Source organism: Pseudomonas sp. TWP3-2 (assembly GCF_049897765.1).
Lineage (GTDB): Bacteria > Pseudomonadota > Gammaproteobacteria > Pseudomonadales > Pseudomonadaceae > Aquipseudomonas.
The window spans coordinates 51,379-72,709 of sequence record NZ_JAFCWW010000013.1; the positions used below are offsets into that span (position 1 = coordinate 51,379).

The 21,331-nt window shown below is 59.2% G+C and carries 17 protein-coding genes; 11 read left to right on the top strand and 6 right to left on the bottom strand.

Going from position 1 to position 21,331, the window contains the following annotated elements; translation table 11 throughout:
* The first annotated feature begins 256 nt into the window (after positions 1-256).
* Complete coding sequence (locus tag ACP7EE_RS19035; RefSeq protein WP_426235870.1) at positions 257-3,727, top strand: glycosyltransferase; 3,471 nt, start codon at positions 257-259, stop codon at positions 3,725-3,727.
* Between the two features lie 27 nt (positions 3,728-3,754).
* Here ACP7EE_RS19035 and pseH read toward each other — a convergent pair whose 3' ends face one another.
* The 3 genes from pseH to ACP7EE_RS19050 form a co-directional block, all read right to left on the bottom strand.
* Entirely contained in the window at positions 3,755-4,306 is a 552-nt protein-coding gene (pseH, locus tag ACP7EE_RS19040; protein ID WP_426235872.1) for a UDP-4-amino-4,6-dideoxy-N-acetyl-beta-L-altrosamine N-acetyltransferase, read from the bottom strand.
* Between the two features lie 67 nt (positions 4,307-4,373).
* Positions 4,374-5,165 (bottom strand): transporter substrate-binding domain-containing protein, encoded by a 792-nt coding sequence (locus ACP7EE_RS19045; RefSeq protein WP_426235874.1) that lies wholly within the window; start codon positions 5,163-5,165, stop codon positions 4,374-4,376.
* A gap of 69 nt (positions 5,166-5,234) precedes the next feature.
* Positions 5,235-5,876, bottom strand: coding sequence for an FMN-dependent NADH-azoreductase (locus ACP7EE_RS19050; protein WP_426235876.1), 642 nt, complete (start codon positions 5,874-5,876; stop codon positions 5,235-5,237).
* Positions 5,877-5,974: 98 nt separating this feature from the next.
* Between ACP7EE_RS19050 and ACP7EE_RS19055 the strand changes: the two genes are divergently transcribed.
* Positions 5,975-6,829, top strand: coding sequence for a LysR family transcriptional regulator (locus ACP7EE_RS19055; RefSeq protein ID WP_426235878.1), 855 nt, complete (start codon positions 5,975-5,977; stop codon positions 6,827-6,829).
* A gap of 6 nt (positions 6,830-6,835) precedes the next feature.
* Here ACP7EE_RS19055 and ACP7EE_RS19060 read toward each other — a convergent pair whose 3' ends face one another.
* Entirely contained in the window at positions 6,836-7,318 is a 483-nt protein-coding gene (locus ACP7EE_RS19060; RefSeq protein WP_426203845.1) for a hypothetical protein, read from the bottom strand.
* 162 nt (positions 7,319-7,480) lie between these two features.
* Between ACP7EE_RS19060 and ACP7EE_RS19065 the strand changes: the two genes are divergently transcribed.
* The 5 genes from ACP7EE_RS19065 to ACP7EE_RS19085 all read left to right on the top strand — a co-directional run bounded on the left by ACP7EE_RS19065 (position 7,481) and on the right by ACP7EE_RS19085 (position 11,814).
* Positions 7,481-8,146, top strand: coding sequence for a ribonuclease T2 (locus ACP7EE_RS19065; RefSeq protein ID WP_426203843.1), 666 nt, complete (start codon positions 7,481-7,483; stop codon positions 8,144-8,146).
* Positions 8,147-8,277: 131 nt separating this feature from the next.
* The gene (locus ACP7EE_RS19070) at positions 8,278-8,775 is read left to right on the top strand and encodes a PAAR domain-containing protein (protein WP_426203841.1); all 498 of its coding nucleotides are present in this window, start codon (positions 8,278-8,280) and stop codon (positions 8,773-8,775) included.
* Between the two features lie 3 nt (positions 8,776-8,778).
* Positions 8,779-9,507, top strand: a complete 729-nt coding sequence (locus ACP7EE_RS19075; RefSeq protein ID WP_426203839.1) for an alpha/beta hydrolase — start codon at positions 8,779-8,781, stop codon at positions 9,505-9,507.
* Positions 9,507-10,028 (top strand): hypothetical protein, encoded by a 522-nt coding sequence (locus ACP7EE_RS19080; RefSeq protein WP_426235880.1) that lies wholly within the window; start codon positions 9,507-9,509, stop codon positions 10,026-10,028. The genes ACP7EE_RS19075 and ACP7EE_RS19080 overlap by 1 nt, the downstream gene beginning before the upstream one ends.
* Positions 10,029-10,242: 214 nt before the next feature.
* The gene (locus ACP7EE_RS19085) at positions 10,243-11,814 is read left to right on the top strand and encodes a sensor domain-containing diguanylate cyclase (RefSeq protein WP_426235882.1); all 1,572 of its coding nucleotides are present in this window, start codon (positions 10,243-10,245) and stop codon (positions 11,812-11,814) included.
* Positions 11,815-11,869: 55 nt separating this feature from the next.
* Here ACP7EE_RS19085 and ACP7EE_RS19090 read toward each other — a convergent pair whose 3' ends face one another.
* Positions 11,870-12,160 (bottom strand): hypothetical protein, encoded by a 291-nt coding sequence (locus ACP7EE_RS19090; RefSeq protein ID WP_426203834.1) that lies wholly within the window; start codon positions 12,158-12,160, stop codon positions 11,870-11,872.
* A 190-nt stretch (positions 12,161-12,350) separates the two neighbouring features.
* Between ACP7EE_RS19090 and ACP7EE_RS19095 the strand changes: the two genes are divergently transcribed.
* Positions 12,351-12,791 (top strand): carboxymuconolactone decarboxylase family protein, encoded by a 441-nt coding sequence (locus ACP7EE_RS19095; RefSeq protein WP_420650213.1) that lies wholly within the window; start codon positions 12,351-12,353, stop codon positions 12,789-12,791.
* A 94-nt stretch (positions 12,792-12,885) separates the two neighbouring features.
* On the opposite strand, the gene ACP7EE_RS19100 is transcribed toward ACP7EE_RS19095, so the two are convergent.
* Complete coding sequence (locus ACP7EE_RS19100) at positions 12,886-13,659, bottom strand: AraC family transcriptional regulator (protein ID WP_426235885.1); 774 nt, start codon at positions 13,657-13,659, stop codon at positions 12,886-12,888.
* A gap of 99 nt (positions 13,660-13,758) precedes the next feature.
* On the opposite strand from ACP7EE_RS19100, the gene ACP7EE_RS19105 reads away from it, so the two are divergent.
* From ACP7EE_RS19105 to ACP7EE_RS19115, 3 genes are all read left to right on the top strand, one after another.
* A complete protein-coding gene (locus tag ACP7EE_RS19105; protein ID WP_426235887.1) occupies positions 13,759-14,892 on the top strand; it encodes an MFS transporter in 1,134 nt (377 codons plus the stop codon).
* Between the two features lie 105 nt (positions 14,893-14,997).
* Positions 14,998-16,725, top strand: a complete 1,728-nt coding sequence (locus ACP7EE_RS19110; RefSeq protein ID WP_426235889.1) for a ShlB/FhaC/HecB family hemolysin secretion/activation protein — start codon at positions 14,998-15,000, stop codon at positions 16,723-16,725.
* A gap of 108 nt (positions 16,726-16,833) precedes the next feature.
* Positions 16,834-21,303: a hemagglutinin repeat-containing protein gene (locus ACP7EE_RS19115; RefSeq protein WP_426235891.1), complete on the top strand. Its 4,470-nt coding sequence runs from the start codon at positions 16,834-16,836 to the stop codon at positions 21,301-21,303.
* The last annotated feature ends 28 nt before the right edge of the window (positions 21,304-21,331 follow it).

The window sequence follows — 21,331 nt, forward strand, 5'->3', positions numbered from 1 at the left end:
GATTGGGAGCATTGGGGGCACGAAATCGGTGTGGCTGGGAGGTGGGGGAGTTTATCAGGAAAGCCAGACCTGCGACCGCAAGCAGGAGACGCTGCAGCGTGCCTCGTCCTCGCCGAAGTCATTTGGAACGCAGTATTTTTTAAGTAAACTCCGCCACTGCCGACATCAAACCTGCGGTGCTCATTGGGCACGCCGACGAATTTGCAGTCGCATCCAGCGAGTTCTATCTTTGCCTCCTATTTAAATTGGTTTGAATATGACAACTCCACCGTCGGCTCAAGGTGCTCACCTGGTTTCTGGACTCTTGCCTGACCAGGAGTGCGAAGTGCTGGTTGCGCAGCAGCCACTTCTCGAAGACGGCGAGCCGCCGGTCGGCGTGGTTATCCATGCGTACTATCCCGAAGTGCTGCAAGACATTCTGGTTCGTTTGATCAAACTGCCCGAGCGCTTGCATCTCTACGTGACTTTCGTGGCGGGAGGTGACGATGCGGTAAGTGCTCGACTGGCGGCCAGCGGATTGAGTTATTCGCTATACCGGGTACCCGATCTTGGGGGGGACGTTTTGCCGTTCCTGCGCATGCTGCCGTTTTTGCGCGCCGATAACATCCGCACGCTGGTCAAGCTGCACACTACGCGTTCGTTGAACTTGGGCGGGGCGCAAGAAGGGGGCCTTGAGCTGCTCGATGACCTGCTGAACCCCGTACGCTTGCGCCGAGCGGTTGAACGTCTTGCCGAGCCGGTGCATGCACCAATGGTTGGTACTCAACAATACTTGCGGCCGGTCACCAGATCCCTTAGTGAAATCGACCGCACGTTGCTTGTCACCCTCGCCGAGCGTGCTGGTATTGATCCGCAAGAAATCAACGAGGCGGAGTTTTTTGTCGGCAGCCAGTTCATTGCGCGCACTGAAGTGTTTGCGCCCCTGGAACGGATGCAACTGACGGGCAAAGATTTTGAAACTGAACGCGGCCAGCTTGACGGCACGCTGGCACACGTCTTCGATCGATTTTTTGGCGTACTGGCGAATGTTGGCCGAGCGCAGCGGAGCCTCGACCTTTATCAACGCTGGCTAGCGACACGGCAATTGGCTGCGGTCGAGTTGGAGGGGTTACCCGCTCGACTGGCGAGCTGGCCGCGGCAACCGGACGTGTTGATCGTGTTGACCGATACCACCGGTGACATTGAATTGTTGCGTTCCAGTTTGAACAGCATCGACCGCCAGCTGTATAAGGCCGCGGCGATTGTGGTGCTCTCGAATGCCGAACCGGTAGACGTGACGCCTGCGGACAATCTTGCCTGGCTACCGCTGGCTGAATCCTGGCCGAGCCAGCTCAATCAGCTGCTGCAGGAAATCGACGTTGACTGGATCTACCTGCTGCGGGGCGGCGACGAACTTGATCCCCACGCGCTGCTTTTACTCGCCGAAGGCATCGCCCTCAATCCCGGTGTCAGCGCTTGCTACAGTGATGAAGACGCGCTGACCGCTTCCGGTTGCCAGGGGCCGGTATTCAAGCCGGATCTGAATCTGGACATGTTGCGCAGTTATCCGTATGTCGGCCGAGCATTGGCTTTCAGTCGCGAGGCGGCGCTGGCTGTTGATGGCTTCGATCCCGCCTTCAGCGAACTGGCGCCGCATGATCTGCTTTTTCGGCTGATCGAAACCCATGGGCTCGGCACGGTCGGGCACTTCGCCGATGTGTTGGTGCACCAGACAATCAGCTTCTCCCAGTGGCTCGCAGAACCCCAGGTGATCGCCAATTCGGCGGCCATTCTCGAGGCGCACTTGCTGCGCCTGGGCGTGGCTCATGAGCTGCAGGCCGGACCTTTGCCAATGGCTAACCGTGTGATCTACCAACACGCCGAGCAGCCTTTGGTGTCCATCCTTATTCCCACCAAGGACTGCCTGCCGATGCTGCTGCGCTGCATCGAAAGTATCATTGAGAAGACCCGCTATACCCATTACGAACTGCTCATCGTTGACAACAACAGTGAAACCGCCGAAGCCCGAGACTGGTTCAGCGGCATGGAGCAGCTGGATGACGCCAAAGTGCGCATCCTGCGTTACCCGCACCCGTTCAACTACTCGGCAATCAACAATTTCGCCGCCAGCCATGCCCGTGGCGAATATCTGGTGCTGCTCAACAATGACACCGCGATCATTGATGGCGACTGGCTTGGTGCAATGCTCCATCACGCCCAGCGACCGGAAGTGGGGATCGTCGGTGCCAAATTGTTATTCGTCGACGGGACTATTCAGCATGCAGGCGTGGTCCTCGGTCTGCGTGGCGTTGCCGACCACCCGTTTATCGGCGACTCGACGCAGTCCAACGGCTACCTGCATCGCTTGCACCTTGATCAGAACTACAGCGCGGTCACCGCCGCCTGCCTGATGATCAGCACCGAGCTGTACCGTGAAGTGGGTGGAATGGACGAGGTCGATCTGGTCGTTTCCTTTAACGACGTGGATCTGTGCCTGAAAGTCGGCCAGGCTGGCCGATTGATTGTCTGGACGCCGTATGCAGTGGTCGTTCACGAAGCCAACGTGAGCCAGAGCAAGGTCGACAAAAACAAGGAGCAAGCCAAGCGCCAGCGCTTCCAGCGCGAACAGTCGGTGATGTACCAGCGTTGGCTCGCGCAGATCGCCAACGATCCGGCCTACAACCGCAACCTGACGCTGGAGGGTGGCGGCTTCTCCTCGAAATATCGCACCGACACGGACTGGCACCCGTTCGCCAGTCGTGAGTTGCCGCACGTGCTGTGCCACCCGCTCGACTCTTTCGGCAGTGGACATTATCGAGTGCGTCAGCCCTTCGCTGCGCTGAAAGCCGCGCAATTGATCGGCGGGGCGGTGCGCGAAGAGGGGCTGCAACCGACAGAACTGCAGCGCATGGCGCCGGACACGATCATTTTCCAGGGGCAACACACAACGCCGCACCTGGAGTTCATGCAGAACACCAAGACATTATCCAATGCCTTCAAAGTGTACGAGCTGGATGACTATATCCTCGACGTGCCCGCCGGCAACTTGCACCATGATGTGCTTCCCAGGGACATCGCCAAGCGCGTGAAGAAGGCCTTGGCGCTGTGCGATCGGCTGGTAGTCTCGACCCAGCCGCTGGCCGATGCGCTGCAGGGGTTCAACCCCGACATCAGAGTTGTGGAAAACCGCCTGCCCGGCCATTGGTGGAGCGGTCTGGTCGGCCAGCGCCAACAAGGCAGCAAGCCTCGGGTCGGCTGGGCCGGCGGTTCGAGTCACAGCGCCGACCTGCAAGTGATTGCCGAAGTGGTGCGTGAACTGGCAGGGGAGGTGGAATGGGTGTTCATGGGGATGTGCCCGCCGGCGCTGCGCCCTTATGTCCATGAGTTTCACAGGGGCGTGGATATTGAAAAGTACCCACAAAGACTGGCCGGCTTGAACCTCGATCTGGCTCTGGCGCCGCTGAAAGACAATTTTTTCAACGCCTGCAAAAGCAATTTACGGTTGTTGGAATACGGCGCCTGCGGCTTCCCCGTGATCTGCTCGGACATCCTCTGTTATCGCGGCGACTTGCCGGTGACGAGGGTCAGGAACAGAGCGCAAGACTGGATTGCGGCGATTCGCGAACATCTCGCTGAACCCGATGCCAGCGCCAAGGCCGGAGTTGCGCTGCGTAGCGTGGTGCTCGATAACTGGATGCTCAAAGGCGAACATCTGTTGGCGTGGCGAAGTGCCTGGCTGGCGGATTGAATGAGAGGCCTGCCTCACGGCAGGCCGTCAACCTGCACTAATCCGCTCGATAGCCCGCACCAACGCCGGTCGCTTCTCCAGCCACTCGGACTTGGTTATTCCCAGCAAAACCACATCGATCCGAACGCCATCCTTGACCACATTCTGCCGTCGCACACCCTCAACCTCAAAGCCGAACTTCTGGTGCATCTTGACCACGGCGGAATTGCTCGCCAGCACTTCACAATTCAACTTCTCCAGCCCGACAACATCGAACGCGTAATCCAGCATCCAGAACTCGATAACACTGCCCAGCCCTTTCCCCTGCAAATTCACGTCGAGATAAAACGCCCAGTCCGCGCTTTTATGCTGAGCGTTGATTGCATTAAGCGCAACCACGCCAACCCCCAGATCGTCCTTGAGCACCACAAACACCTGCTGACGAGCATTACCCTTCAGGGACGACAGCCAATTCGCATGTTCCTGCTCGGAAATTTCGTGCGAGGTGTACATGTATTTGCGCACATCTTCCTGATTGCGAAGGGTGCGTACATGCGCCTGGATCGTGGGGCTGGCGTCGGTCAGAGGGATGAACTGCATGGAGATTCCTTGTGTCGCGCCGGTTCGAAGCTGAACCGGCACTGTCGATGATGCATGAGGCTGAAGATTATTCTGCCACCGGCACGGCAATCCATTCACTCAGCACTTTCTGATATTTGCCGGTGACCTTGCTTAAATGTAGCCACTGATCGACATACAGTTTCCAGCTGATGTCATCGCGCGGCAGCAAATACGCCTTTTCACCGTATTGCATGAACTGGCTCGGGTTGACCGCACACAATCCCGGCTTGAGCTTCTGCTGGTACAGCGCTTCGGACGCGTCGGTGATCATCACGTCGGCCTTGTTGTCGAGCAGTTGCTCGAAGATCGTCACGTTGTCGTGCAGCGCCAGTTGCGCCTTGGGCAGGAAGGCGTGAACGAAAGCTTCGTTGGTGCCTCCGGCCGGCTCGACCAGACGCACATTCGCCTGATTGATCTGCTCGATGCTCTGGTACTTGGCCTGCTCGGCGCAGCGCACCAGCGGGATCTTGCCGTCGACGTCGAGGGTGTTGCTGAAGAAGGCTTTTTTCTGCCGCTCCAGCGTCACCGAAATCCCGCCGACGCCGATGTCGCACTTGCCGGCCTGCATATCGGGCATCAGGTTTTTCCAGGTGGTTTGCACCCATTCGACCTTCACCCCGAGACTGTCCGCCAGCGATTGCGCCATGGCGATGTCGATGCCTTCGTATGCACCGTCGGTGCGTTTGAAAGTGTAAGGCTTGTAGTCGCCGGTGGTGCAGACGCGAAGTTCGCCTTTTTGCTGAACGGCGTCGAGGTGGGAAAGTTTCTCCTCTGCATGAGCCGCAAAACTCAGCGACAGGAGTGTGCCGAGCAACATTGTATTTTTTATCGTTCGCATGTTTATCGGGCTGGCCTGATGTAGGGAATGCCAGTTTAGAGCGTAAGACCGGTCATCAGGCAACCCCGGTCAGGCACTCAGTGCATCCGCCAACGCCTTGGCTTGTTGATTGGCTGTATCCCGCGAAGATAGATCGACGTCCGCGCCAAGCAGGGTTTTCTCAACAATCAGCGCGTGCACATCGCTCACCCCGATGAACGCCAGCCATGCTTCGACGTAAGGCTTTTGAAAGTCGAAACGTACGGCCGGAGTAATCGATTGCGCCGAGAAATCCATTCCACGCGCATAAGCGACCACAGCTGTTTTGCCCTTGAGCAGACCTTGCAAGCCGTGCTCTGGATCGAAGCTGAACAGAATGCCATTCTGGGATACCAGATCGATGAAATGCTTGAGCTTGTAAGGAATGCTGAAATTCCACAGCGGCACCGACAGCACTATGAAATCTGCGCGGTGCAGAGGGGCGGCGAGTGCTGCAAAAGCGTCCCAGGCCGATTGTTGCGCCGCAGTCAGGGGCGTGCCGTTGATCCCCGCGTACTTGGCGTTCAACACCTCGTCATCTAACTCCGGAAGTTGGCAGTCCCACAGGTCGAGGGTTTCCAGCTGGGTGTCTGGATTATTTTGTTTAAAGCGGCTGATGAAACTATGGGCGATTTCCAGTGACGCGGAGCGCTGTTTGCGCGGCGAGCATTCAATGTGCAGAAGGGTGGTCATGGGGAGTCTCGATTAACGATGGGAATCGAGGCATTGCAACATAGCTGGCCGCGAACTATAAATCGTAAATAATTCAGCCATTGATCACATATCTCACTATGTTCGACGCCCTGTTGCTCAAGACGTTTGTCACCGTTGTCGATGAGGACGGCTTCGGCCGTGCCGCGCAAAAGCTGCATTTGACCCAATCGGCGGTCAGCGGCCATCTGCGCCGACTCGAGGAGCAGGTCGGTAAACCGCTGCTCAAACGCACCACCCGATCCCAGCAATTGACCGCCGATGGCGAGCGCTTGATCGCCTATGCGCGCACGATTCTGGCGCTGAACCGCGATGCCTGGGCGCAACTCACGCGCGCGCCGTTTGAAGGGCGAGTGCGCATCGGTGTGTCAGAGGATTTCGTCGAGGCGCGGCTGTTGCGCGCGTTGCAGGACTGCGCGGCCGCGCATCCGGGCATGCAGATCGACGTGCAGGTGAATATTCCCGGCACGTTGCTCAAGCACATGAAGCAGGGCGATCTGGAATTGGTGATCGGTTCCGTGTGCGAAACCAGCGAGCCGGGTTTATTGCTCTGGCAAGAACCGCTGGTATGGGCGTGGTCGGCGCAACCTATGCTCGCGTTGCCGACGCCGTTGCCGCTGGCGCTGTTCCCCGAGCCGTGCCCGTATCGCGAAGCGGCGCTGACCCGTCTGGCTCAGGCCGGCATTGCCCAGCGCACCACCATGCTGTGCGCCAGCACCGCTGGCCTGCGTGCTGCCGCGTTGGCCGGTTTCGCCGTAGCACCCATGGCCGCCAGTCAGCTTGGGCATGGCCTGACGGCGCTTGGTGCTGAGCTGGGCTTGCCGCCATTGCCGGACGCGCAGTTTCGTCTGTTTAGCGCCGAGCATGCCGATGCACAAATGATCGCCGCGCTCTCGCGGGTGATCGTCGAATACTGCTCGACGCGGCGCCAGTAACGCCTCTTACAAGCCCAGGCCTTCCTGCACCACTTGCAGCAGGTTGTTTTCCGTCAACGCAATCGCATCCAGTTGTTGCCCGCTCTCGATTGTCTGCAACCACCAGTGGCTCTCGCCATGTTCATCGACCGTGCGCAGCAGCGACGCATCTTCGCCCGGCAATTTGATCTGTACGCGACCGGCGCCGTCCGCGGTGAAGCGTTCGATGGGATCAAACGTCAGGCTGTGGTGGTTGGCTTCGATCAGTAGCTGGTCGATGGCGTAGTTATGCGGCTCGCCGTCCGGCGACGTTTCGCATACATGGGTAGGAACGCGTCGAATTTTCAGTCCGACTTCGGTGACCGGTTGCAACCAGGCTTCGATGCGGTGGTACAGGTCGTAGACCAGCGCTGGCCAGCAATCGATGTCCAGTTCGGCGCTGGTGATTTCGTCAGCATGGGTGTGCCGGGTTTGTTTGAGTTTCGCGGCGAGTTCGTCTGCTTTACTCATGTCGGTTCCCTAGGGTGATTTGACTTAATCGTAGTCCTTTCAAAGTAATGCAGGTTTTGTCCTGCGTCATGCGCTTGCAACACATGCGTGACTCAATACCCTCTGACCCAGTGTTGGTCAGTCACGGAAACCACGGACGCAGGCGTCCCAAGGAGCGGGAACATGAAAAAACTTCTTACAATTATGGCCCTGATTGCGCTGACGGTCGGCGGCATTGGCGTGAGTTCGGCGCGCCAGTCGCAAACCAGCCAAGCGCCAGCGGAGTCAGTGGCGGGGGTGTTCGATTACTACCTGCTGACGCTGTCGTGGTCGCCGACGTTCTGTCTGACCCACAAGGACGACGCGCAATGTTCCGGCAAAGGCTACGGATTTGTCCTGCACGGTTTGTGGCCGCAATACGCCAAAGGCGGCTGGCCGGAATCCTGCCCGCCGGTAACCAACCTTTCGGCGGCGGAAACGGCCAAAGGTTTGACGTTATTTCCAACGAAAAAGCTGCTTGATCATGAATGGGCCAAACACGGCACATGCAGCGGCCTCGGCGCGATGGGCTATCTGGATGCATCTGATAAAGCCGTTGCAGCAGTGAAAGTCCCCGAGGAACTGCAACCGTTCAGCACCTCGTATTACTTCGAGGCGCAGGAAATTGCCGACCTGTTTCGCAAGAGCAACCCCGGCATCGCGGCGAACGGTATCGCGGTCATTTGTAACGGCCCGGAGCTGTCGGAAGTGCGCGTGTGCATGGGCAAGGATCTGCAATTCGGTACATGCGGCAAAGGCGTGAAAACCCAATGCCGGGCAGGGGATATCCGGGTTCCGCCATCGCGCTGATGGAATGACAGACAGTTGAACAAGAAGGGCGTCCAGATGGACGCCCTTCTTGTTTTCGGATTTGAAGCGCTAGGCTACTTCGCGCATGCTTGCGCGCAAATGGACTAGCACTTCTCACGCAAGGAGCCTTCATGAGCGGTAAACCAGCAGCCCGAGTCACCGATCCAACATCCTGCCCACTGCCGGGACACGGTACCAACCCGATTGCCAGCGGCTCGCCCGATGTAAATTTCGACGGTTTGGCGGCGGCGCGATTAACTGACAAATCCGCCTGCGGCAGCCCGATCACGGGCGCTGTATCTTCGACGGTGTTTATCAATGGTTTGAACGCCGCGACACTGGACAGTACCGGTGGCCACGGCAACGTGATTATTGGTGGTTCCGGCACGGTCATCATTGGCGACACCGTAGTCGTCGCGCCTTTCAGCGGCCTGCAGTCCATGCCAGTGCACTTCACCGACCGATTGAAACTGGTCAACGACGTGACCGGCGAACCGATGCCCAACCATCCGTACATGATTCAGCGCGCGGACGGGCGCATGGAGCCTGGCGTTTCTGACTCTTCTGGATTCACGCACACAGTCAGCTCGCATCTTCCTGAAACCATCAAGCTGTTTTTGGAGGAGTGAGGCATGGCTGCTGAAACGGTGACGTGTGAGAAAGGCAACAACTACAAGCTGCACAAGGAACATGCGCTGACGAATAAGAAGGATGTCAGTGATAAGGCTGTTCCGGTGGAGAGCACTAAAGCGATTGTTGTGTTTATCGGGGGCGCTGGGGATAAGGAGAGTTATTATTTTTCAGGACCATATGAAAATATCCTGGAAGCGCGGGATAAATTCGATGTCCGCACACAAAAGTTGATAAAAGACGGCAAGTACAAGTCTGAGTGGTTGGGCTACAACGAGGTCAGGGGGAAACAAGACATTCAGCGGCATGTTCTGAGCCTGATTCCGTACAAAAGCTGTCCTGTCTACATAGTTGGACATAGCCTCGGCGGCTGGAATGGCGCTCATCTGACAAAAATAATGTCGGAATGGGGTTATAGAGTACAGATGTTGGTCACCCTTGATCCGGTGGGTGAAGGGGCGTTGGTCTGGTTGGGCTCGGACATCTATCGCGAGCGTCCTGCCCCGGTCGCTGTCGACTGGATCAACGTAAAGGCTACACCCAGCAAGAAAGATCAGTCAGATGGGGTAGCTGAATTTGGTGAAAAATGGCTGATCTCTTGTGGGCCTTCAATAAATGCCAATGTCGACGCGAATCATGCAAATGCATTCGGGCTTTTCACGGCGCGTATCGCCGGTGACAAATCGGCAAGTGACCTGTTGTTTGAGGCAATCATGAAGGAGTTCCCGTGATGCAGAAAGGTCTCCTGTGCGTGCTTCTAATTATTTGCTCGGGCTGCGCGAAAGATCACACCAAGCCTCCAGCAAATTTGAGTTTTCTATCTGTTGAAAGAGAAGGCAGCCTCAGTTTGTATGCCATCAAGTATCAGTCGGATGTTGATGTGCTGGATCTATTTGATCGAGGAGAAAGACAAGGCATGGTCTCAGGCAAGCTCAAGTGCGCTTTGGGAGAAGACCAGGATTTCTCGCCTGGCAAATCTTTGCGATTTTCTGCATTCGGCTTGATAGAGTCTGAAAGAAATGAAGGTAATCAGGCGAGATTCACGTATTTCACCAGCGCGTTCGTTACCGAGACCTCCAGTAGCCGTAGTTCGGAAAGAAATCTGTCACCGGCAGAAATCAACCAGCTCCTCTCCGGCAAACAACAAATCCCCTGCAAAGTCGTCGTCACCGCCTACGGCTACAATCCCTACTACTCAAACACCATGAATATCCCGGTCGCTGATCTACTGCGCGAAGTCAATAAGCCCTGAGCTCACTGTTGACGGGAGGGCGAGCAAATCCCTCCCGCAACTGTCGAAAAAATATTTCCCCAAACCCGTCATCCATTTCCCCCTCGCGCCGATACCCACAACGTCGGGCCAATCGCGGTCGTACTTGTTTGCCCCGCGCCCCCCGGTGAACTACGCTCACCACAACCAAGGGTTTCGGGCTTTGGCCCCTGTCGTACCTGCCCAGGACATGCTTTTGCCTATCCCCATTCACGATCCGCATCAGGCCCCCGGTGGCACGTTGAAACGGCTGCCGCTGCGTAAAGCGGCGGCGCTGTTTATCGTTGCGGTGTGTTTGTGTCTGTTCGGTTTGCTGTACCTGCAACTGGAACAGTCGCGGCGCCAGGATCTGGCGATTGCGCAGATGGCATCGGCTAACTTGACCCGGGCGATGGCGCAACAGGCTGAAGACACTTTTCTGGCTGCCGATCTGGTGCTGACCAGTCTGGTCGACTGGATCGAAGACGATGGCTACGGCGCAACGCAAAAGCCGCGTTTGCAGAAAACCCTGGCGCGGCGCGTGCAGCAACTCGAGCAGTTGCACGGCATGTTTCTGTTCGACCGTAACGGGCAGTGGGTGATTACCTCGTTTCCTGACTTGCCGCGCGGCAACGGCGTGGCGGATCGCGAATACTTCAAGTTTCACCAGCAGAATGTCTCTGCGGTAGCGCACATCGGCCCGGCGATTCGCAGTCGCGAAAACGGTGAATGGATCATCCCGATTTCCAAACGCGTCAATGACCGGCTGGGCAACTTTCAAGGCGTGTTGATGGCCGGCATCAAGATGTCGTACTTCGACCAGTTCTTCAAAAGCTTCAGCCTCGACGACAACGGCACGATGTTCCTCGCGTTGACCGATGGCACCTTGCTCGCGCGTCGACCGTTCGTTGAATCGCTGATTGGCACCTCGATGGCGCAAAACGAGATTTATCAGAAGCTGTTGCCCAATGCCCCGGCGGGCACGGCGATGATCGAATCGGTGTTCGACCGCGTCATGCGCCTTTACGGCTATCGGCAATTAGCGGCGTATCCATTGGTGGTTGCGGCCTCGTCGTCGCGTGACACGATTTTGCAGAGTTGGCATGCCCGGGCGTTTCAATCCAGCGTGATCGTGGCGTTGGTGATGCTCGGGGTGGGGCTGTTTGGCTGGGTGTTCATTCATCAAGTGCGTGATGGTGAGCGGATCGAGAAGAACTTGCGCAAGGCCCAGCGTGCGCTGGAACTGATTGCGACCCACGACAGCCTGACCGGCCTGGCCAATCGGCGTCTGTTCGAGCGTTCGCTGGATATCGAGTTCGCCCGTGGCGCGCGGCAGTCGAGCCCGGTGAGCCTGATCATGCTCGATATCGATTTTTTCAAGCGCTATAACGACGCCTATGGCCATGTCGCTGGTGACCATTGCCTGACTCAGGTGGCGCAGGTGGTCAAGGGCTGCTGCCAGCGCAAGTCCGATCTGGCGGTGCGGTATGGGGGCGAGGAATTCGCAGTGTTGCTGCCGGACACCGACATCAACGGGGCGCTGGCGATCGCCGGGCAGATCCGCCGCAGCGTCATGGACAAGCACATCACTCACAGTGGTTCGCCCACTGGATATCTCACCGTGAGTCTGGGCTGTTATTCGTTTATCCCACGCGGTAACGACAGCATTGAAGTGTTCATCCAGCGTGCCGATGCGGCGTTGTATCAGGCGAAAAACGCCGGACGCAATCGCGCCGCAGTGCTGTCGATGGATGGGGGAATTGGCGAGCTGCTGCGCTCGGATCGCTGATCACGAGCGCAATCAAAACCGACCATGCTGCTCACTTTGGCCGGCTCTTGTTCGTTCAGCCGCCAGTGCCACCGCCGGCACCGCCCGTCCCGCCGCCCGCCGAGCCGGTGCCGCCACCAGCACCCGAACCTGAGCCACTGGCGCCGCCATTGGTGCCGGTGCCGCCGCTGCCGGAATTACCGCCAGAAGGCGCGCCCGGCGTGTTGTCCGGCGGCATGGTCGAGCCGCTGGTAGCGCCGGATTTGGTGCCGGTCGCATCAGCGCCGTCGTTGGCAGCGAAGGTGGCGGCGGAAGCCGTGGCCAGCAGGCCGGCCAATAACAACGAAGTAAATTTGCGCGTCTTCATGGTACGTCTCCAAAAAGGGGATTTACCTGATATTGGTCTGACGCGTGAAAGGCTTGGTGCCAGCCATGTGACGAGCGGTCATCCATGTCGGTGCCCAAGTGGCCTACTCGTCTTCCGGGAGATTGGCTATTTGTCTGAACCCGCCTCGGGTCTAACGTAGCCACACATTCACTTGCCCCGGAGCACAACCATGAAACCTCGTATCGATTTCTACACCGCCTCCCCAGATGCACTGAAAGCGATGATCGCGTTGGAGACCGCCGTATCCAAACTGCCACTGGAAAAGACCCTGATCGAACTGGTCAAGCTGCGCGCCTCGCAGATCAACGGCTGCGCCTTCTGCATCGACATGCACACCGCCGATGCGATCAAGGGTGGCGAAACCCCGCGTCGCCTGTTCGCCGTGACGGCCTGGCGTGAAGCGCCGTTCTTCACTGAGCGTGAACGCGCTGCATTACTGTGGACCGAATCGCTGACCCAATTGAGCCTGACCCACGCGCCAGATGAGGATTACGAAGCCGTCGCCGCGCATTTCTCGCCAAAAGAAATGGTCGATCTGAGCGTGGCGATCAGCACCATCAACAGCTGGAACCGCCTGGCCGTAGGCTTTCGCAAAACCCCGCAGGCCTGAGTGATCAATGGGCATCGGCACTCGGCGCGGCCGGAGTCCGAAGCTTGCATCCATCATCATGATCCAGCGCAAACCGAGCGTGTCATGTCGGCCGTCAGCTGCTTGCCTTGACCCAGTTTCCAGGCGTGGTGCCGGTCAAGGCTCTGAAGAAAGCGATGAACGCGCTATCGCTGGCAAACCCCAGTTCAAAGCCGCAGTAACTGAGGCTGCGTCCGAGGGTCAGTAGCTCCATCGCGCGCATCAGTCGCCATTGTTGGCGCCATTGCTGATAGCTCATGCCGGTCTCGCGCTGGAAGATTCGGCCGATGGTGCGGCTGCTCGCGCCGATTTGTTGCTCAAGCTGTTGCAGTTCCGGTGGCAGGCGCTCGGGTGTGGCCAACAGGGACGCCAGGCGCTTGTCATTCGGCAGCGGCAAGAGCATCGGTTGATGCGTCGCGTCGCGGATTTCGTTCAGGCTCAACGCCAGCAAGTGGACGAATTTGCCCCGTTGCCAATCAGTGTCGAAGTCGGCCATCGCCATCGGTTCCAATACCGCTCGTAACAACGAACTCACTTCAATCACGCACACCTGTTGTGGCAGGTCGCGGCATAGCTCAGCGGTCAGGTAGATGGAGCGGTAGTCCACGCTGCGCTGCATCACTGCGCGATGAATGATGCCGGGGGGAATCCATGCCGCGCGCGAAGGTGGCAGCAGACACAATTGCTCCGCCAGCGTGATGCGCGTGCAGCCTTCGCGGGTGTAGAGCAATTGTCCGCGCTGATGTTGATGCAGCCCGGAGTCATGGTCGCCGAGGGCGGCTGCAATGCCGATCACCGGCGCTTCGAACAGGTCGGGATCAAATGTTGCTGTTGCATCAAGCCACGCCATGATTTGTCCGATTTAAACGATAAGTTGGCAAAGTCTGGATAGTACGCCAAGTGCGGCTCTTTAAACTCCTCGCGGTTCAACTTGAGGAGTGACACGCAAATGAACAGTCGCCGTCTTTTGGTGCTGGCAATTGCATTGCTGATGTTTCCGCAGATCGCGCAGACCCTGTACAGCCCGGCGCTCGGCGAAATCGGCCGAGCCTTTGGTGTCGGCCCGCAGGCGGCCGGGCAGACTGCGTCGGTGTATTTTCTGGCATTTGCCGTGGGTGTGGTGACGTGGGGCCGGGTGTGCGACTTGATCGGACGTCGACCTTCGATGCTTGCCGGGCTGGCGATTTACGCACTGGCGTCGGTCTGGGCACTGAGTGTCAGCAGCTTCACGGGGCTGTTGATGGCTCAGGCGATGGGGGCATTCGGGGCGGCGGTCGGCTCGGTGGTGACGCAAACGTTGCTGCGTGACCGCTTTGAGGGGGTGCAACTGTCGCAGGTGTTTTCGCTGGTAGGCATGGCGCTGGCGGCCAGTCCGGCGCTCGGCCTGTTCAGTGGATCGATGCTGGTCCAGAGCTTCGGTTATCGCGGCGTGCTCGGCGCCTTGTTGTTGCTGGCACTGGGCTTGTGGTTCTGGAGTTGGGGCGCTTTGCCGGAAACCCGTCCACCTCAACAGACGTCTGCCGGTCTGATCGAAACGCTCGCACGGATGCTGCGGGATTGGTCGATCTGGCGCTCGGCTGTTTGCGTCGCCTCATTCAACATCGCGTTATTCAGCTATTACAGCCTCGGCCCGTTCATGTTCGAGCGACTTGGCCTGAGCGCGTCCGCGTTCGGTTACAGCGGTGTAGTGCTGGCGTTGGGCTCGGGGTTTGGAGCATGGCTGAACAAACGTCTGCTGCGTCGAGGGTTCAGTGCACTGCAATTGATACGGTTCGCCGCGCTCGTCGGTTTGACCGGCGGCGTCGGTGTATGGCGGTTGCAAGACAGCGGCGTATTCGTACTGCCAATGGTGCTGGTGGTGCTGGCTTTCGGCATGGCGATCCCGAATATTCTTGGTTCGGCGCTGGCCAATTACGCAGATCGGCGCGGCACCGCAGGGGCGTTGTTGGGCTTGCTCTACTACCTGCTGATTGGTGGCGGATTGATGCTCGCGGCCTGGAGCCAGGCACTCGGGGAAACCCTGATGGTGTGCAATGGCATTGTGTTGCTGCTTGTTTTTGGTGCCAGGAAAGCATTTGTTTAAAAAATGTAAGCGTTGTAGGACGCGTCTTGCATTTGTGTAGGAAGGCTCTGACTATCACGGCTATTGATGGCATGGCATTACGCCAGTTGATTGCAAGGATGTTGAGTGCCGTATTCGTTCTGCGCTGTACCTCGTCGTAATTGTCTGCCTCGTCCGCTGTTGTCGGCCTTGCTGTTGAGTGTGTGTGCACCCAGCGTATTCGCCGCTGAACCAGTCGCTCCGGGTCAGGAGGTACTGCGCCAGCAACAACAGCAACAGCGCGATCTGCAACAGCTTCAGCTCGAGCAGAGAAAGCGCCAACTGGAGCGCGGCGCTTTCGGGCCGGCACCGGTCACTCCGGTGCTTGCCGAATCGGTCAAACCTGATGAACGCTGCTGGCCCTTGAGCGGTACGCGCATCGGCGGCGTTACGCTGATCGACAGCGAAAAACTCAACGCACGGATCAAGCCGCTGTTGGCGCCGTGCATGGGCGTTGGCCAGATCAATCACCTGCTGGCGACCATCACCGCGCTCTACGTCGAGCAGGGCTACATCGCCAGCCGCCCGTACCTGAGCAGCGCGCCAGTCGCCGGGCAGTCGCTGGATATTCTGGTCGACGAGGGCTACATCGAAGCCATCGAACTGGCTGACCAGAGCCTGCCGGTATCATTGGGCGGCGCGTTCCCCGGCATGCTCGGCAAGCCGTTGAACCTGCGCGATCTGGAGCAGGGCCTCGATCAACTGAACCGCTTGCGCTCAGTCGATCTGACCGCTGACATCGCCCCCGGCAGCCAACCCGGCGCGTCGAAAATCATCCTGCGTTCGCGCACCTCCGGCCAGTCACGCTGGACGCTCGGAGCCGGCATCGACAACCTCGGCAGTGCCAGTACCGGGCGTGATCGCGACACCCTCAGCCTGAGCCTCGACAGCCCGTTGCAACTCAACGATCTGTTGAGTTTGAGCGCCAGCGACACACTCAATCAGGGCGATCGCTACAGCCGCAACGCCAGCCTGTATTACGCGATTCCTTACGGCTACTGGACCTTCAGCACCTTTGCCAGCCACGCCGAATATCGCGCACCGTTCAAGCTCAGCAGCCTGACTCTCCACAGCACTGGCATCACCGATCAAGTCAGCCTGCGTGCAGATCGCGTGCTGTGGCGCGACCAGAGTCATCAGCTCAGCGCCAACCTGCAACTGGCGCACAAAGACGTCGACAGCTATCTGGAAAACGTTCGCCTGGGTATTCAAAGCCCGACGCTCACCGTGGCTGAAGCCGGCCTCAATCTGTTCTGGCTCGACCGCGCGGTGTGGAACCTCGACCTCAATTACGCCCAGGGCCTGCGCTGGTTCGGCGCCGACGACGATGCCCAGCGCCAGGTCAACAACCTGCCAAAAGCACAGTTTCGCAAATACCGCGCCGGCCTCAGCCAATGGCGCAACGGCCAGCTCGGCACGCAAGCCTGGCAATGGCAGAGCCAACTGAATTTGCAGTACAGCCCCGATCCGCTGCCAGCCATCGAACAACTGCTCGGCACCGACGATTCCGCCGTGCGCGGTTACCGCGTCAGCAGTGCTTCCGGCGCCAGCGGTGCGATCTGGCGCAACACCTTGCGCCTGCCGCTGCGCAGCGACTTGCCGATGCAGATCACCCCACGGGTTGGCCTCGACCACGGCTGGATCAAGGCTGACCACGGCGCGCAGGGCCAACGCCTGAGCGGCGCCAGTGTCGGTCTCAATCTGGGCTGGAAAAACCTGCAAGTCGATGTCGATTACCAACGCAGCCTCAACACGCCAACCGGCCTGCACAGCGAGCCTGAAACCTGGCTGATGCGGGTCGGTGTGCAGATTTGAGGGCGCAGATATGAATGTCAGTGAACAACCAGCCTCGGATCTGAGCGCGACAGCCGAGGCCTTGATCCCAACGCGCAACGTGATGCCGCACTACACGGAGAGTTATTTATGCCAATGAACACTTTTGCGTTTGATCTTTCCCCACGGGGCAAACTGCGCTGGGCGATTGCCAGCCTGTTCATCGCTGCACACCTGCCGAGCGCTGTGGCCGGCGGTGTGGTGGTCGCACCCGGCCCCGGCGGCACCGCGCAATTGCAGACTCAGGGCGGCGTCCCGATCGTCAACATCGTTGCGCCCAACGGCTCGGGCCTGTCGCACAACCAGTTCCTCGACTACAACGTCGACCGTCAGGGGCTGGTGCTGAACAATGCATTGCAGGCCGGGCAATCGCAGCTCGCCGGGCAACTGGCGGCCAACCCGCAATTGCAGGGCCAGGCAGCGAGCGTGATCCTCAACGAAGTGATCAGCCGCAACCCGTCGGCCATCAACGGCGCGCAGGAAATTTTCGGTCGCGCCGCTGATTACGTGCTGGCCAACCCGAACGGCATTTCGGTGAATGGCGGCAGTTTCATCAACACCCCGAACGCCAATCTGGTGGTCGGCCGTCCTGAATTGAACGACGGCAAACTGCAAGCGCTGAGCACCCGCGATGCGACGGGCCAGTTGCAGATTCAAAGTGGCGGCCTGCGCAATGGCGAAGGCGCGATCAACCTGATCGCGCCTCGCATCGACAGCCAGGGCGCAATCACTGCGCGTGATCAATTGAACCTCACGGTGGGGCGCAATCAGGTGGATTACGCCAGCGGTCAGGTCAAAGCAGTCGATCCGGCGGGCAACACCACCGACCAGCGCATTGATGCCAGCCTGTTCGGCGCGATGCAGGCCGGGCGCATCAACATCGTCAGCACTGCTGAAGGCGCAGGCGTGCGAGTTGGCGCGGTGCAAGTGGCTGGGCGTGACGGCGTGCAGATTCGTTCGGCGGGTGATTTGAGCGTCAGCGGTCAAGCGCTTCCGGACAGCCTCGACGTCACTCGCGCCGGCATTCGCAGCAGCCACGGTGATGTCGGTTTACACAGCGGCAAGGACCTGACGTTGGCTGCCACTGACGTCAGCGCTCGTGATGTGAAAGTCGATGCCAAGCGCAACCTGACCCTGAGCACCGTCGAAAGCCGCAAGCTGCAAGAGACGCGCGAAAACTGGAACAACAGCACCATCGGCATCACGTGGGAAACCTACGACCGCACTCAAACCGATAGCGATTCGCGTCAGCACGGCAGTCAGATCATCGCCAGCCGCGACGCGCAGTTGTCTTCCGGCAAAGACACCGAGCTGAAGGCCGCCAAGGTTGAAGCCGCGAAAAATCTCAGCGTGCAAAGCGCCGGCGATTTGCGTCTGAGCGCTGCCACCGAAAGCCACACCCAGACCGATCAAGGCAACCACCGCAAACACCTGTGGAAAGCCGATTGGGACACCAGCAGCGAGGAGCAGCGCAGCGTCACCAGTCAGTTGAAGGCGGGCAACATTGCCCTGCAAACTGCCGCGCTGTTGCGCTCCGAAGGCGCTGAACTGACCAGTGCGGGCGATTTGCAACTGGCCGGCAAACAGGTGGAAATCAGCACCGCCACGCGCACCAATCGCAGCAGCGACAATCGCTATTCCGGCGACTTGGTCGGCGGCGGTTTCTTCGGCAAGACCGGCGACGCCGACAAGGGCCAGACTCAGCATCAGGGCAGCAAAATCAACGCCGCCGGCAAGCTGATCGTCAAGGCTGACGATGTACGCATCAGCGGCAGCCAGGTGCGCGGCGGCACTGAAGCCAGCGTGATCAGCGACAAGGGTTCGCTGGTGATCGACGGCGTGCAAGACACCTCGCACAGCAACAACCATGACAAGGACAGCAAGTTCTTTGGCATCAGCAAAGACGAATCTCGACAGAACAGCAAGGACAGCACCACCGTGCGCAGCGAGCTGGTGTCGGACAGCAACCTCAAGCTCAAAAGCGCCAAGGACATCGAAGTCGCGGGTTCCTCGGTCAAGGCTGGCGGCGCGCTGACGGCTGATGCAGCGGGCGATGTGAACGTGCATTCGACGCAAAACACCCACGACAGCAGCGACAGCACACACACCCGTGGTTTCGATGCCTACGCCAAAGAGCAGACGCCGGAGCAGTACCGTGCCGGTGTGCACTACGAAGACAAGCAGCAAACCGTCACCGTCAATGACGTCAAACAGCAAGGCTCCAGCCTGGCTGGTGGCACGGTGCAAGTGAAGGCCGGTGGCGACGTCACGCTCAAAGGCTCCGAGGTCAAATCCACGGCCGGCGACACCGAGCTGAGCGGCAAAAACGTCTCGCTGCTGGCCGAGCAGGACAGCCACCAAACCGCGACTGACAAAACCAGCACTGGCGGCGGTTTCTACTACACCGGCGGCCTCGACCGTGCCGGCAGCGGCGTCGATTTCGCCCACAGCACTTCGCAAGATTCCGCCAGCAAAACCACCGCGCAAACCAGCAGCGTGCACAGCAGTGGCAGCCTGACGATCAACGCCGACAAGCTGACCACCGAAGGCGCGCAACTCAAGTCCGGCAGCGGGCTGAACATCGCCGCGAATCAGGTGGATAACCGCGCCGCGAGCAACACGGACAGCAGCACCCACACCGAGAGCAACTGGTCGGCGGACATTGGCGCCAATGTCGAATACAAAGATATCGCCCGGCCTATCGCAGGCGCAGTCAAAGATGTGCTCGGCGGCAAGATTCCGGACAAGGATTCCCTCGCCAATATGGGTCAACCGAACGTCGGCATTGATGTGGCGGTCGGTCACGGCAGCGCCAGTACAACCGAGCAAAACAGCAACGCCGTGGTCAGCCGTTTTGACGGCGGCAGTGTGGATGTAAAGGTCGCCGGGACGCTCAACGAGCAAGGCACCCAATACAATGCCAGCAACGGCAAAGTGAACATCAGCGCCGACAAACTTGTCGCCGATGCCGCGAGCAACACCCACAGCAGCAGCGACAAATCGGTCGATGCCAAGGTCGACGTGCGCGTCTACACCAAGACCGGCGAAGACGTGAACGTCGCAGGTTCCGGCGCGGGTGGCAGCAGTCAGTCGAGTAAAGACAACTCCACCGCCGTGGTCGGCGGATATGCCGGCACGCAAGGCGTCAACATCAAAGTCGGCGATGACGCACGTTTCGAGGGCAGCCATTTCAATGGCGGGCAGGGCGGCGTGAGCATCAACACTGGCGGCGATCTGGCGCTCAATCAAGCCAACGATCGTCAGAGCAGCGACAGTTCCAGCCTGCGAGGCAACGCCTCGCTGACGGTTGGCACCTTGCCCGGCACCGACGGCACCAACGTTGATCTCGGCGCCGGATTCCAACTCGATCACACCGGCAAACAAACCACTGACAGCCAGGCGCATGTGGCGAGCATTCAGGGCAACGGCCCGGTGCAACTGAGCAGCGGCGGCAATCAGATCCAGCAAGGCACCAAGATTGATAGCGCTGGCGCCATCGACCTCAAGGCCGTTGGCAAACTTGATCTGCAAGCCGCCGTCGATACGCATGACGCGACTGGCAGCAATCTCGGCGGCGGTCTGAAGGCCGGCGGCAGCAAAACCAGCAGCGAGAAGAGCCGCGATCAGGGCGGTAATCTGAGCGGCAACTTCAACATCGGTCAGGTCAACGAGCACGCGCAGACCCTGACTGGCGGCCAGCTCAACAGCCAGAGCGGCATTGCGTTGAGCGGTGACTCAATTCACCTGCAAGGCACGCAGGTCAGCGCGCCGAACGTCACTCTCGACGCGCAGAAGGGCGGCATCGTTCAGGAGTCGGCGCAGTCCACCGACAGCCGCAACAACTGGAACGTCGCGCTGAATGCCGGCGGCAACCTGAGCAAAAGCACGCCAACTGCGGCCGATGAAAAGGCCAGCAGCGATCACGGCTTCAATGCCGGGGCCAAGGTCGGTGTGGATTATCTGCAAGCCACCAGACAGCAGAACAGTCAAATCAAGGCTGACACTGTGGTGTTGAACAGCGGCGGGGATGTGCAGCTCAGCGGCGCGCCGATCGATGCGCAAAGCGTCAGCGGCAAGGTTGCCGGTGACCTGACGGTCGAGAGCCGTCAGGACATCAGTAACCACGCCAAGGTCGATGTCGATCTGGGCCTGACTGCCAAAAAGACCCCGGCCGACGACAAGGGCAAACTGGCCGGCACCGACTACAAACCGACGCTGAAAGTGGAGGGTGAGTACGCGCACAAAAACAGCGTCACTCAGGCGTCCGGCATCAGCGGCAGCCAAGGCGTAAACCTGAATGTCGGTGGCAACACGCAACTCACCGGCGCGCGGATTTCGGCGACGCAAGGGCAGGTTGATCTGGGTGGTTCGAAGGTCAGCAGCAGCGACCTGACCAACCTCGATTATGCAGTCAAGGCCGGATTGGATCTGCCGCAGAAGACCGACGACAAAGCACCAAAAGTCTCGGTTGAAAACGGCAATCTGAAAGTTGGCCCAGTGACCCTCAGCGGTCATCTGGACACACAAAGCCTGCAAGCCGGGATCGACGAAAAGGGCTAATTCCCCTGTGGGGGTGAGCCTGCTCACT

Bases quoted from the DNA above. Each gene is read 5' to 3' on its own strand.
- ACP7EE_RS19050 (WP_426235876.1), bottom strand. From the start codon at position 5,876: ATGACCACCCTTCTGCACATTGAATGCTCGCCGCGCAAACAGCGCTCC.
- ACP7EE_RS19075 (WP_426203839.1), top strand. From the start codon at position 8,779: ATGGCTGCTGAAACGGTGACGTGTGAGAAAGGCAACAACTACAAGCTG.
- ACP7EE_RS19055 (WP_426235878.1), top strand. From the start codon at position 5,975: ATGTTCGACGCCCTGTTGCTCAAGACGTTTGTCACCGTTGTCGATGAG.
- ACP7EE_RS19095 (WP_420650213.1), top strand. From the start codon at position 12,351: ATGAAACCTCGTATCGATTTCTACACCGCCTCCCCAGATGCACTGAAA.
- ACP7EE_RS19100 (WP_426235885.1), bottom strand. From the start codon at position 13,659: ATGGCGTGGCTTGATGCAACAGCAACATTTGATCCCGACCTGTTCGAA.
- ACP7EE_RS19115 (WP_426235891.1), top strand. From the start codon at position 16,834: ATGCCAATGAACACTTTTGCGTTTGATCTTTCCCCACGGGGCAAACTG.
- ACP7EE_RS19090 (WP_426203834.1), bottom strand. From the start codon at position 12,160: ATGAAGACGCGCAAATTTACTTCGTTGTTATTGGCCGGCCTGCTGGCC.
- ACP7EE_RS19080 (WP_426235880.1), top strand. From the start codon at position 9,507: ATGCAGAAAGGTCTCCTGTGCGTGCTTCTAATTATTTGCTCGGGCTGC.
- ACP7EE_RS19105 (WP_426235887.1), top strand. From the start codon at position 13,759: ATGAACAGTCGCCGTCTTTTGGTGCTGGCAATTGCATTGCTGATGTTT.
- ACP7EE_RS19035 (WP_426235870.1), top strand. From the start codon at position 257: ATGACAACTCCACCGTCGGCTCAAGGTGCTCACCTGGTTTCTGGACTC.
- ACP7EE_RS19065 (WP_426203843.1), top strand. From the start codon at position 7,481: ATGAAAAAACTTCTTACAATTATGGCCCTGATTGCGCTGACGGTCGGC.
- ACP7EE_RS19060 (WP_426203845.1), bottom strand. From the start codon at position 7,318: ATGAGTAAAGCAGACGAACTCGCCGCGAAACTCAAACAAACCCGGCAC.
- ACP7EE_RS19070 (WP_426203841.1), top strand. From the start codon at position 8,278: ATGAGCGGTAAACCAGCAGCCCGAGTCACCGATCCAACATCCTGCCCA.
- pseH (WP_426235872.1), bottom strand. From the start codon at position 4,306: ATGCAGTTCATCCCTCTGACCGACGCCAGCCCCACGATCCAGGCGCAT.
- ACP7EE_RS19045 (WP_426235874.1), bottom strand. From the start codon at position 5,165: ATGCGAACGATAAAAAATACAATGTTGCTCGGCACACTCCTGTCGCTG.